The organism is Streptomyces sp. NPDC041784 (assembly GCF_055591025.1).
This window is the reverse complement of sequence record NZ_JBVJAB010000041.1, coordinates 20,845-33,307: the sequence shown is the minus strand read 5'-3', so window position 1 is coordinate 33,307 and position 12,463 is coordinate 20,845. Positions and strand designations below refer to the sequence as shown.

The window sequence follows — 12,463 nt, the reverse complement described above, 5'->3', positions numbered from 1 at the left end:
TTCGGCCGAATACTCCCCCACAGCGCTTGTCAGGGTCACGGCATGTCCGGAATCCGGGCGAACGGCGGTCCTGGCTGCGCCTCACGGGCCCCGACCCCACGCGGGCCCCCGACTTCCCCTGGGAGGGAACGACACGTGAGGATCAAGCGCACCACCCCCACCAGCGGCATCACGAGACGGAGCCGGCTGATCGCCGTCACCACCGGACTTGTGGCCGCGGCCGCCGTAGCCATCCCCCACGCGAACGCGGCGGACACCCCCACCTTCAGCACGGCCCAGCTCAAGAGCGCCGGCAGCGCGGTGCTCGAGGCTGACATCCCGGGCACCGCCTGGGCGATCGACAGCAAGACCAACCGGCTTCTGGTGACCGTCGACAGCACGGTCTCCGACGCCGAGATCGCACAGATCAAGGAGCAGGCCGGCGGCAACGCCGACGCGCTCACGATCAAGCACACGCCGGGCAAGTTCAACAAGCTGATCGGCGGCGGCGACGCCATCTACGGTGGCGGCTACCGCTGTTCGCTCGGCTTCAACGTGGTCAGCGGGAGCACCTACTACTTCCTGACCGCCGGGCACTGCGGCGAGGTCGCCTCGACCTGGTACTCCAACTCCGGTCAGACCACCGTGCTGGGCACGAACAGCGGCTACAGCTTCCCGACCAACGACTACGCGCTGGTCCGCTACACCAACACCTCGGTCGCCAAGGCGGGCACCGCGGGCAACACCGACATCACCCGCGCCGGCAACGCCACCGTCGGCCAGTCGGTCATCCGGGACGGCTCCACGACCGGTATCCACACCGGCCGGGTGACCGCCCTGAACGCCACGGTCAACTACGGCGGCGGCGACGTGGTCTACCAGATGATCCAGACCAACGTCTGTGCCGAGGGCGGCGACTCCGGTGGTGCCCTCTACACCTCCGGCGGCGTCGCGCTCGGTCTGACCTCTGGTGGCAGCGGCAACTGCACCTCGGGCGGCACGACCTTCTTCCAGCCCGTGACCGAGGTCCTGAGCCGCTACGGCGTCAGCGTCTTCTGATCCACCGGCATCCATCAGCACCCTGCGGCCGGCGCAGGCGGTGAGCCCTCGTACACCAACCGGTGTACGGGGGCTCGCCCTTGTCCGGAGGACGGGGCTACCGTCGGGGGACGGGCAGTCCTTCGGACCCCTGGGGGCCGGCATGGTCGAGGAACTGGTGGCGGTGGGAGCGGCGCTCGTCGCCGCCGGGGTGGTGTACGTGACGGCGGCGGCGCGGGTCGTCAAACAGTACGAGCGGGGCGTGGTCTTCCGGCTCGGCCGGCTCCGGCCCGAGGTGCGCGGTCCGGGGCTCACCCTGATCGTTCCGGGCATCGACCGGCTCCGGAAGGTCAACATGCAGATCGTCACGATGCCGGTGCCGGGACAGGAGGGCATCACCCGGGACAACGTCACGGTCCGGGTGGACGCCGTCGTCTACTTCAAGGTGACCTCGCCGGCCGAGGCGGTCGTCCGGGTGGAGGACTACCGGTTCGCGGTCTCGCAGATGGCGCAGACCTCGCTGCGCTCCATCATCGGCAAGAGCGAGCTGGACGATCTGCTCGCCGACCGCGAAAAGCTCAACCAGGGGCTGGAGTTGATGATCGACAGCCCGGCCGTGGAGTGGGGCGTCACCATCGACCGGGTCGAGATCAAGGACGTCTCCCTGCCCGAGACGATGAAGCGGTCCATGGCCCGTCAGGCCGAGGCCGACCGTGAGCGCCGGGCCCGGGTCATCAACGCCGACGCCGAGCTCCAGGCGTCGAAGAAGCTCGCCGAGGCGGCGAAGGAGATGTCCGAGCAGCCCGCCGCGCTCCAACTGCGGCTGCTCCAGACGGTAGTGGCGGTCGCCGCCGAGAAGAACTCCACCCTGGTGCTGCCGTTCCCGGTGGAGTTGCTGAGGTTCCTGGAGCGGGCACAGCAGCAACTGCCCACGGCGCCCGCGCCGGAGACGAGATCGAGCCAGGACTAGACCTCCCGCCCTGTGCATGGTTACTCACGCGTAGCGTTTGCACTGCGAACATCCCGTGAATGTCCTGTGGTTCCTTCCGTCACTTCCACGTCGTGGCCGGGGTGGTGAAGGCGCGGAGGGCGCGCGGTGGTCACCCTGTGCGCGTCCTGAAGTCGACCTTGTGTGCTCCCTGTGCGATTCGGAAGAGTGGCTGCCCGTCAACCAGCCTTCCGGCCCGATCGGTCCCCATAACCGACCGGGCCGACCCCCCACAGGAGGACGCGAGTTGAAGCATCGACGCATATCCCGGCGACGGGCCGCCATGACGGGCGCGGGCATCGCCGCGCTCGTCGCGGCGGGAGTGACCTTCCAGACTGCGAACGCCAGTGAACCCGCGAAGACTTCCGAGCCCACCACCCTCTCGGCCCTCGCGGCCGGAAAGCTCGCCTCGACGCTCGGCGAGGACCTCGGCGCCGACGCGGCGGGCACGTACTACGACGCGAAGAGCCGCAGCCTCGTCGTGAACGTGCTCGACAAGACCGCCGCCCGGGCCGTCGAGGCGGCCGGTGCCCAGGCCAGACTCGTCGAGAACTCCCTCGCCGAGCTGAGGAGCGCCCGGACGACCCTCTCGGACGACGCGGCCGTCCCCGGCACCGCCTGGGTGAGCGACCCGCGCACCAACAAGGTCGTCGTCACCGCCGACCGCACCGTCTCCGACGCCGAGTGGGCCAAGCTCACCAAGGTCGTCGACGGCCTCGGCCAGGTGGCCGAACTCCGGCGCACCAAGGGGGAGTTCAAGCCCTTCGTCGCCGGCGGCGACGCCATCACCGGCGGCACCGGCCGCTGCTCGCTCGGCTTCAACGTGGTCAAGGGCGGCGCGCCGTACTTCCTGACCGCGGGTCACTGCACCGACGCCATCTCCACCTGGTCGGACTCCTCCGGCACCGAGATCGGCACCAACGAGACGTCCAGCTTCCCCGGCGACGACTACGGCCTGGTCAAGTACACCGCCGACGTCGCCCATCCGAGCGAGGTGAACCTCTACAACGGCTCCACGCAGGCCATCACCGGCGCCGCCGAGGCCACCGTGGGCATGAAGGTCACCCGCAGCGGCTCGACCACCCAGGTCCACTCCGGCACGGTCACCGGCCTGGACGCCACGGTGAACTACGGCAACGGCGACGTCGTCGACGGCCTGATCCAGACCGATGTCTGCGCCGAGCCCGGCGACAGCGGCGGCTCGCTCTTCTCGGGCAGCAGCGCGGTCGGCCTGACCTCTGGCGGCAGCGGCGACTGCACCTCGGGCGGGGAGACGTTCTTCCAGCCGGTGACGGAGGCGCTGTCGGCGACGGGGACACAGATCGGCTGAACCGAGCACACCTTTGAACGAACGAGGTCCCGCCCCGCATGCGAGGGGCGGGACCTCGTCCGTTCATGGGCGGGCGCCGAGTCGGCCTGTCGCGGAAAGTGATGTTCGATCTGCGAGCCGTTACTTCGTAGCGGCGATTTCTTGCAACTGCTCCGTCCAGCTGGGGAGCTGACGGGGCGGCGCGTACGATGAACATATCAGGCGTATGGCATAAAAGGGGTGGAGTGATGGAGGTGCGGCATGACGGGCTTCGCCCATCTGCACGTCGCGTCCGGTTACTCCGTCCGCTACGGCGCCTCCCGCCCCGAACAGCTCGTCCGGTCCCGAAGGGCGGGGTCCGACCGCTCTTCGGTGTCGATCTGGCGGTGGAAGCCCTCGCGCCTCCGCCGCCCGGCCCGCGCCTCCGCGCCCCGGCGCGCGGCGGCGCGCACGTCCAGGGGGCGCCGGTCTCCACGGTGTTCAGTCCCATGGCTCGCAGCATCTCCAGCCGATGCCGCACATGCCCCGGATGGACGCGGAAATAGTGCAGCGCTCCCGACAGGGAGCCTTTCCCAACTTGGCGGCCGAGCAGGCCAGTTGGCCTGACAGGCAGGTGAAGCCCCTGGTGGATGGGTTTTCGACCAAGAAATCCGTCTCCGCCAAAGGTTTCGTGTGCTTGTCCACCCGTCCGCCGTCGACGTGTCCGACTCTGCCCTTCGCTTCCTGTCCGCCAAGCTGCGTCGGCACCGCCGGGAACTCAGCACCCGATGGCGGTGCCTGAGCGCCGGCCGCTAGGTCCTGCTCGCTCTCGCCCATCTCGATGTGCGGCGCAGGCGCATTCGCGCCATGGGAGCGCACCCGTCGCGTCGGCCTGCGAGAATCCTGCAACTGACGCCCAGGGAAAGCGATTTCCCCAGGTCAGGGGTTTTCGTACGGGTCACAAAAAGGGGATGCGCACCTCTTGACGTTCGATGGGTCGAACCGCTCTGATGGGCCCACTGTTCGATCTCGTTTGCTTCTGATCGATCTTGTGTCATGCGGTCTGGATTCCGATGACCGCCGCCCTGCCCCAGGAGTCGTTCATGCAGCTTTCTTCCTCTGCTCTCTCCTCTCCCGGCCCCGCTCGCCGCACGCTGCTGCGGGGGGTGGGCGGGGCGGTTGCGCTAGGCGCCGGCCTCCCTCTGCTGAGCGCCTGCGGCGGCAGCGGCACGGCCAGTGACCCGAAGACCGTCACGGTCGGCTCCAACGCGTCGGACGCTGTGCCGAAGAAGGCGTTCGCAGACATCTACGCGGCCTACCAGAACAAGTCCGGCATCACGGTCGACGTGAACACCAAGGACCACAACACCTTCCAGGAGCAGGTCAACTCCTATCTGCAGGGCACGCCGGACGACGTGTTCCACTGGTTCGCCGGCTATCGGATGCAGTTCTTCGCGGCCAAGGGCCTGGCCACCCCGATCGACGACGTGTGGAAGACCATCGGGGGCAACTTCCCCGTCGCGATGAAGGCGCTCAGCCAGAGCGAGGACGGCAAGTACTACTTCGTGCCGCTGTACACCTACCCCTGGGCGATCTTCTACCGAAAGAGCGTCTTCAAGCAGTACGGTTACGAAGTCCCCACCACCTGGGACGACTTCGTAGCCCTGTGCGGGCAGATGAAGAAGGAGGGGCTCGTCCCGATCGCCTTCGGCGACAAGGACGCCTGGCCCGCGATGGGCACCTTCGACCAGATCAACTTCCGCGCCAACGGCTACGACTTCCACGTCGAGCTGATGGCCGGCAGGGCATCCTGGACCGACGCCAAGGTGCGCAAGGCCTTCGACCTGTGGGCGGAGATCCTCCCCTACCACCAGGAGGGCGCCGTCGGCCGTACCTGGCAGGACGCCGCCCAGACGCTGGCGTCGAAGAAGGCGGGCATGTACCTGCTGGGAACCTTCGTGGCCCAGCAGTTCACCGACAAGGCCGCCCTGGACGACCTCGACTTCTTCGCCTTCCCGGAGATCAACTCGGCGTACGGCCAGGAGACCGTCGAGGCGCCGACCGACGGTTTCATGCTCTCCAAGGCCCCGAAGAACAAGGCCGGTGCCGTCAAGCTGCTGGAGTACCTGGGCACGCCGGAGGCCGAGGCGCTCTACCTCAAGTCCGACCCCAGTGTCGTCGCCGCTTCCAGGACGGCGGACACCTCCTCATACACCCCGCTGCAGAAGAAGGCGTACGACATGATCTCCGGTGCCAAGTCCCTGACCCAGTTCATGGACCGCGACTCCCGCCCGGACTTCACCTCGACGGTGATGCAGCCCGCGCTGCAGAAGTTCATCCGTGATCCCAAGGGCGTCGACAGCCTGCTGTCCTCGATCGAACGCCAGAAGAAGACGATCTTCACCGCCTCATGACTGTCACGCGGAACACCGGGACCGGGACCGGAATCACCAGCACTCCGGGGGCGACCAATCCCACGCCCCCGCCCCCGGGGCACTCGGAGACGACATCGGCAAAGCGAAGGGGCGAGCAGGTGCCCCAGGGGCACCGCCGTCTGCTGACCCGCCGTGACCGGCTCACTCTCGGTCTGATGGTGGGTCTGCCGACGATCCTGCACATCGCCCTGGTGTGGGTCACCGCGCTCGCCTCGATCGCGCTGGCCTTCACCACCTGGGACGGCATCGGCTTCGACTCGATCAAGTGGGTCGGGCTGGACAACTTCAGGGAACTGTTCACCAACAACCCGCAGTTCTGGCCCGCCGTCGAGCACAACGTCATCTGGTTCGTCGTGCTCATCCTGATCCCGACCCCGCTCGGGCTCTTCCTGGCGATCCAGCTGGACAAGAAGATCCGGTTCAGCAGGGTCTACCAGACGGCCTTCTTCCTGCCCGTAGTGATGTCGTTCGCCGCTATCGGCTTCGTCTGGCAGCTCGTCTACAACCCCGACACCGGCCTGATCAACAGCCTCATCGGCGCCAACAAGCCCGGCCACTACATCGACTGGATCGGCGACCCCGACCTGAACCTCTGGGCCGTGCTGGTTGCCGCCTCCTGGCGGCACACCGGCTATCTCATGATCCTTTACCTGGCAGGCCTGAAGGGAGTCGACCCCGCGCTGCGGGAAGCCTCCGCGCTCGACGGCGCGAACGAATGGCAGACGTTCAAAAACGTCGTCTTCCCCACCTTGCGGCCCACCAACACCATCGTCCTGGTCGTCACCATCATCGAGGCTCTGCGCGCCTTCGACCTGGTCTTCGTCTTCAACAAGGGCGCCGAGGGCACCGAGTTGCTCTCGATCCTCGTGACCAACAACATCATCGGCGAGTCAAGCCGCATCGGCTACGGCTCCGCCATCGCGGTCGTCCTGCTGTTGATCTCCCTCGTCGTGATCATCCCGTACCTGGTGGCCACCTTCCGGAAGGAGCGGCGCGCATGAGCACCGGCACCCTCGCGCTCGGCAAGAAGCGCGCCCCCGTCCGCCCCGCCCGGATCCTGCTGCACGTCTTCCTCGCCGGCGCGGCGCTGGCCTGGCTCGCGCCGCTGGCCTGGGCGATCTACGCGGCGCTGCGGCCGTACTCGGAGACGAGCGAGAAGGGATACGTGTCCTGGCCGGACACGCTGGGCTTCGACAACTTCACGAACGCGTTCACGCAGTCGGACATGAGCCACTACTTCGTCAACACCATGATCATCGCCGTGCCGGCGGTGCTGGTGACGTTGTTCCTGTCCTCGATGGTCGCCTTCTACGTGAGCCGCTTCGACTTCCGCATCAACCTGGCGCTGCTGCTGGTCTTCACGGCGGGCAACCTGCTCCCGCAGCAGGTCATCATCACCCCGCTGTACCGGCTGTACCTGCTGGTCGACCTGCCCGGCATCACGATGAGCGGCAAGCTCTACGACTCCGCGCTCGGCCTGGTGTTGATTCATGTCGCGTTCCAGTCGGGCTTCTGCGCCTTCGTGCTCAGCAACTACATGCGCTCGCTGCCGCACGAGCTGACCGAGGCCGCGCTCGTGGACGGCGCCTCGGTGTGGCGGCAGTACTGGCAGATCGTGCTGCCGCTGTGCCGCCCGGCGATGGCGGCCCTGGCGACGCTGCTGTCCATCTGGATCTACAACGACTTCTTCTGGGCCCTCGTCCTGATCTCGACCGGCGAGAACATGCCGATCACCTCGGCCTTGAACAACCTCTCCGGGCAGTACTTCACCGACCCCAACCTGATCGCCGCCGGTGCCCTGCTCACCGCGATCCCGGTCCTGATCGTCTACTTCGTGCTGCAACGCCAGTTCGTCAGCGGGCTCACCCTCGGCGCCAACAAGGGCTGATCGCCGGCCCGCGCCGCCCCCGTCCCACCCCCATCCTCCTGGAGCCGGTATTGAGCACAGAGCGGCATCCGTCTCTCCCCAGCACGAACGCACACGCCCCATCACACCCGTCCCGATCAAGAGCAGGAGACTCCGGACCGTTGAATGCCGACCTCTGCTGCAGGTGCAACCGCTGGACGGACGCCCCCATTTCCGTGGGCTTCATCCAGCGGTCGAGCGCCCCCGACCGGGCGCTCTCCGCCTGCCCAGACTGCGTTCCCCGTTTCACCTGAGCCCCTCTCGCAGCCGACGAACCCCAACCGTCCCGCGCCAGCAGCCGCCGGCGGGGCGGGGGGCGATGACGGCCTTGCCGACTGCGATGACGACGGCCTCGCCAGACTCCTGCCGGGCTGCCGTCGAACACCTCGGGGAAGTCCGCTGACCGGGACTCGGCCGAAGGCCGACAGCGGACGCACCTCACTTCCAATCCCTCGATCTTGGCCCCACCCGCACATCATGTGAGCCCCTGACCAGGGTGGGGTCAACCCTCATTCCCGATCAAGCCCAGCACAGATCGACGAGTGGGACCAAGAGCCGCCCGAGGGCGGATTCGACTCGCCTTGCTGAACCCGCCCTCCTGTTCACGAAGGAGCAATGATGCTCAGACGTGTTCTCACGCCATTGCTGGCCGCCTGCGCCGGCTTGCTCGCACTACTGGTGGTCGCGCCGCCCGCCCAGGCAGCCCCGGTCACCCTGGACAACCCCAACGATTTCATCGGGACCAATGGCGACCCCGTCGACGCACACGGCGGCGGGATGATCAAGCACACCGATGGCTACTACTACTGGTTCGGGGAGAACCGCCACCCGAACCACACCTTCAAGGCCGTCTCCGTCTACAAGTCGGCCGACCTGAAGAAGTGGGAGTGGGTAGGCGATGCCCTCAACCAGGCGAGCGATCCCGAGCTGAAGTCCGCCAAGATCGAGCGTCCCAAGGTGATCTACAACAGCACCACCAAGAAATTCGTCATGTGGATGCACAAGGAGAACGCCACGGACTACGTCGAGTCGAGGGCCGCCGTCGCCGTCTCCGACAAGATCGAGGGTCCCTATGACTATCTGAGCAGCTTCCAGCCGCCGAGTGGCAACGACACCACCCAGACCACTGAGTCCCGGGACATGACGCTGTACGTGGACAAGAACGCGGACGGAAGTGAGACCGCCTACCACGTGACGGCCACTAAGGACAACGCCGACCTGCGCATCTACAAGCTCAACGCCGACTTCACCGGGTACGCCGACAATCCGTTGGTCGCCAACCCCTGGCCGGGCCAGAACCGGGAGGCCCCGGCGCTGTTCAAACGTGACGGTGTCTACTTCATGCTGACCTCCGGCCTCAGCGGCTGGAATCCCAACCAGCAGATGTACGCCACCGCCGCCGGCATCGGCGGCCCCTGGTCGGAGATGAAGGAGGTCGGTGACGGCATCGGCTACAACTCCCAGACGACGTTCGTCCTGCCCATCGAGGGCACGTCGGGCAACACCTCGTTCCTGTACATGGGCGACCGGTGGGCCGGCGCCAATATGAACGGGAAGGGCCCGGTCAACGACTCCACGTACGTCTGGCTGCCGTTGACCTTCCCGACCAAGACCACCATGAACCTGCCCTGGTACCCCAAGGTCGAGATCGACGCGGCGGCGGGGACGGTCAAGGGCGTGGGCGGCGGCCCTTACTACAACCTCGTGGCCCGGCACAGCGACAAGTGCGTCGACGTCCAGGACAACTCCGCCGCCGGCAACGGCCACGTCGTCCAATTCGCCTGCAACGGCGGCCTCAACCAGCAGTGGCACCTGGAGGACGCGGGCGGCGGCTACTACCGCATCCTCGCCCAACACAGCGGCAAGTGCCTGGATGTCGAGGATGGGTCCACCGCAAAGGCCTTCGTCAACCAGTACAACTGCGGCAGCGGCCAGAACCAGCAATGGAAGTTCGAGGACCAGGGCAACGGCTACTACCGCCTGGTAGCCCGGCACAGCGGACTCTGCTTGGACGTCACAGAGGGCTCCGCCGAGGATGTCCGCCTCATCCAGTACAAGTGCGGGACCGGCACCCATCAGCAGTTCAAGCGGCTCACCGCTTGACCCTGGACCGACGCGGTTGTGCACACCGCCCGATTCGGGTGCCGGGCCGACCCCGGACCGGCACCCGCGTCGGCCGCCCCCCACCTGCATCGCGCCTTGCGCCTGTCCATGTACGGCTTCGGTTCGTCCATGGTCGAGCCCGCGGGCCGTGTGAACCTTCCCCTTGATCGTGGACACCTTGGAGACTGGGACGTGAGGTTCCAGAGGACCTACCAGTGCAACAACAGTTTCGCGCAGACCTGGACCTACAACCCGGCCGACGACACGATCAGGATCGGCGGCACCTTCTGTCTGGATGTCCCCAGGAAGGCCACGACGAACGGCACCAAGGTCGAGATCTACACCTGCAACGGTGGATACGACCAGAAGTGGACGCAGCTGGCCGACGGCAGCCTCCGCGCCACACAGTCCGGCCGATGCCTGGACGTCCCGGAGTTCGCCACCAGCCCTGTCGAGGTTGAGATCTACACCTGCAACGGCGCTAACAACCAGAAGTGGAAGCTCCCCGTCTAGGAAGCTGGCGGAGATCCCCTGTCATCCAGGAGATCTCCGCCCCACCTCGACACCTCCAACAGCGGCATCCGCCCCTGCCGCTGCCCGGAACCTGGCCGAGGAACGCGCCCGTCTGATCGACACCTTCGGTCTGCGGCTGACGGTCGTCCGCGGCCACGCACCGAAGGCGGCATGGTGGTGAGCGCCCCCGACTCCGTCACTGACCCGCCCCGCACAGCCGACCCCGCTGACCGGATGGAGGAGCGGCACACGACCGTTGGGGACCTGATCGGCGCACCCCACCCGGTCACGGCACGCCCGCCAGGTCGTGCTCGACCAGCTCGCCGAGCACATCAACGATCCGGCCGTTGCGCAGTCCACCCCACCCGCCTCTACTCGATCCCCGCCGACGGCAAGTCCGTTTGGTTCGCCAGCCCCCGCCCTGCCCACTGAACCCCGCTCTTTCGAGCTCCGTGGTCCCAGTGCAAGTGGTGGACTGCCGGACCTTCGGATGCCCCGCGCCGCGCCCCTCACCACGCAAAGACCCAAGAAAGAGGTTCTCATGCGAAGAGCAAGACGTCTCGCGGTCCCGGTCGGCCTGGGCCTCGCGGCATGCGCCCTGACCGGGACCGGCGCTACGGCCCACGCGGCCTCGGCAGCCCCCGTCTCCGGCACCGTCCACACCCTGACGAACGTCGCGAGCAAAAAGCTGATGGACGTCAAACTCGCCTCGACCGCCCCCGGCGCACCCGTCATCCAATACACGTCGAACAACGGGGCCAACCAGCAATGGTTGCTGACCCGGACCAGCTCCGGCGCCTACACCATCAGGAGCGCCAACAGCGGCCTGTGTCTGGACACCCCTGCCCCGCAGAGCGAACCTCCGCAGCTCGTCCAGAACACCTGCGACGGCGCCAGCGACCAGCAATGGAAGCTCCAGCCCGCCGGCGACGCCTACAACCTCGTCAACGCCGCCAACGGCCTGGTCGTCGACAACAAGCAGTTGTCGGACAAAGACGAAAACGAGATCATCCAGTGGACGCCCAATGGCGGCGACAACCAGCGCTGGACCCTCACCCCGGTCTCCGCCCCGCTCACACGGGTCGGCACCTACACCGCCGGCCTGATGAAAAACGGTGAATCGTTCACCGACAAGAGCATCCGCATGGTCGCGCACACCACCGTCGCAGGGTCCGAGCTCCGCGTCCGACTCAGCAACCGCTATGGCACCGGACCGCTGACCATCGACGCCGTCGACCTCGCCAAGGAAGGCAGCACCCCCGGCACCGCCGTCCCCGGCACCCATCGCACCGTCCTCTTCGACAAGAGGGCCTCCGTCACCATCCTCGCCGGGCAGGACGTCGCCAGCGACCCGATCCCGATGGCCGTGGCCGCGGACACGAACCAGCTCGTGAGCCTCCACGTGTCGGGCACGTCCCCCGCCGCCACTTGGCACCATGAGGCACAGCAGCAGGCCTGGGTCGCCTCCGGCAACCACGTCGCCGACGACGGCCTCGGCAACTACCCGACGAACAAGTCGTCCTGGTACTTCCTCGAAGGCCTGGACGTCATCTCCTCGACCGCTACCGGAACCGTGGTGTGCGTCGGGGACTCCATCACCGACGGCGTCGGTTCCACTTGGGGTGCCAACCGCCGCTGGCCCGACTACCTCGCCCGGCGCATGAACTCCGCTTCCGGCGTCCCCACCCTCGGCGTCGTGAACGCCGGCATCGGCTCCAACCGGATACTGACAGACGCCTGGTCGACCAACCCAAGCCTCAAGAGCCGATTCGGCCGGGACGTGCTCGGCCAGCCCAACGTCAAAAGCGTGATCCTGCTGGAGGGCATCAACGACATCGGCAGCAACACCGGCCCGAACGGATCCAGCCCTGTGACCGCCGCGGATCTCCAGAACGGCATGAAGACCGTGATCGACCAAGCCCACGCCGTCGGAGTGAAGATCATCGGCGGCACCATCCTGCCCTACGCGGGGGCCCAGTACTACACGCCCGAGGGCGAGCAGGTCCGCCAAGCCGTCAACCAATGGATCCGCACCAGTGGCGCCTTCGACGGCGTCATCGACTTCGACAAGGCCATGCAGGATCCCCGCAACCCTCAGGCCCTCAATCCCGCCTACGCCAGCCCCGACAAACTGCACCCCAACGACGCCGGCTATCAGGCGATGGCCAACGCCGTGAACCTCGCCCTGCTCACGCCGTAGGTCAGCGTTCCTT

Annotated in this window: 9 protein-coding genes and 2 pseudogenes; 10 read left to right on the top strand and 1 reads right to left on the bottom strand. The window is 67.0% G+C overall.

Annotated elements, in window-relative coordinates; all coding sequences use genetic code 11:
- Positions 1-135 precede the first annotated feature (135 nt).
- The 3 genes from ACZ6D7_RS42835 (at position 136) to ACZ6D7_RS42825 (ending at position 3,335) form a co-directional block, all read left to right on the top strand.
- Complete coding sequence (locus ACZ6D7_RS42835; RefSeq protein ID WP_469503165.1) at positions 136-1,038, top strand: S1 family peptidase; 903 nt, start codon at positions 136-138, stop codon at positions 1,036-1,038.
- Positions 1,039-1,180: 142 nt separating this feature from the next.
- On the top strand, positions 1,181-1,987 hold the full coding sequence (locus ACZ6D7_RS42830) for a slipin family protein (RefSeq protein ID WP_469503162.1): 807 nt from the start codon (positions 1,181-1,183) through the stop codon (positions 1,985-1,987).
- 265 nt (positions 1,988-2,252) lie between these two features.
- The gene (locus ACZ6D7_RS42825; protein ID WP_469503160.1) at positions 2,253-3,335 is read left to right on the top strand and encodes a S1 family peptidase; all 1,083 of its coding nucleotides are present in this window, start codon (positions 2,253-2,255) and stop codon (positions 3,333-3,335) included.
- Positions 3,336-3,735: 400 nt separating this feature from the next.
- On the opposite strand, the pseudogene ACZ6D7_RS42820 reads toward ACZ6D7_RS42825, so the two are convergent.
- Positions 3,736-3,927: pseudogene (locus ACZ6D7_RS42820) on the bottom strand (beta-galactosidase); the annotation flags it as partial.
- Between the two features lie 59 nt (positions 3,928-3,986).
- Here ACZ6D7_RS42820 and ACZ6D7_RS42815 point away from each other — a divergent pair.
- From ACZ6D7_RS42815 to ACZ6D7_RS42785, 7 genes and pseudogenes are all read left to right on the top strand, one after another.
- Positions 3,987-4,106, top strand: a pseudogene (locus tag ACZ6D7_RS42815) (IS5/IS1182 family transposase); the annotation flags it as partial.
- A gap of 290 nt (positions 4,107-4,396) precedes the next feature.
- On the top strand, positions 4,397-5,707 hold the full coding sequence (locus ACZ6D7_RS42810) for an ABC transporter substrate-binding protein (protein WP_469503158.1): 1,311 nt from the start codon (positions 4,397-4,399) through the stop codon (positions 5,705-5,707).
- Complete coding sequence (locus ACZ6D7_RS42805) at positions 5,704-6,729, top strand: carbohydrate ABC transporter permease (RefSeq protein ID WP_469503156.1); 1,026 nt, start codon at positions 5,704-5,706, stop codon at positions 6,727-6,729. The genes ACZ6D7_RS42810 and ACZ6D7_RS42805 overlap by 4 nt, the downstream gene beginning before the upstream one ends.
- Entirely contained in the window at positions 6,726-7,616 is an 891-nt protein-coding gene (locus tag ACZ6D7_RS42800) for a carbohydrate ABC transporter permease (RefSeq protein WP_469503153.1), read from the top strand. Before ACZ6D7_RS42805 ends, ACZ6D7_RS42800 begins: the two co-directional genes overlap by 4 nt.
- Positions 7,617-8,252: 636 nt before the next feature.
- Positions 8,253-9,737 carry an RICIN domain-containing protein gene (locus ACZ6D7_RS42795; protein ID WP_469503150.1) on the top strand — a complete coding sequence of 495 codons (1,485 nt, stop codon included), beginning with the start codon at positions 8,253-8,255 and terminating at the stop codon, positions 9,735-9,737.
- A 192-nt stretch (positions 9,738-9,929) separates the two neighbouring features.
- Positions 9,930-10,250, top strand: coding sequence for a ricin-type beta-trefoil lectin domain protein (locus ACZ6D7_RS42790; protein ID WP_469503147.1), 321 nt, complete (start codon positions 9,930-9,932; stop codon positions 10,248-10,250).
- Positions 10,251-10,791: 541 nt separating this feature from the next.
- The gene (locus ACZ6D7_RS42785) at positions 10,792-12,450 is read left to right on the top strand and encodes an RICIN domain-containing protein (protein WP_469503145.1); all 1,659 of its coding nucleotides are present in this window, start codon (positions 10,792-10,794) and stop codon (positions 12,448-12,450) included.
- Positions 12,451-12,463: the final 13 nt, after the last annotated feature.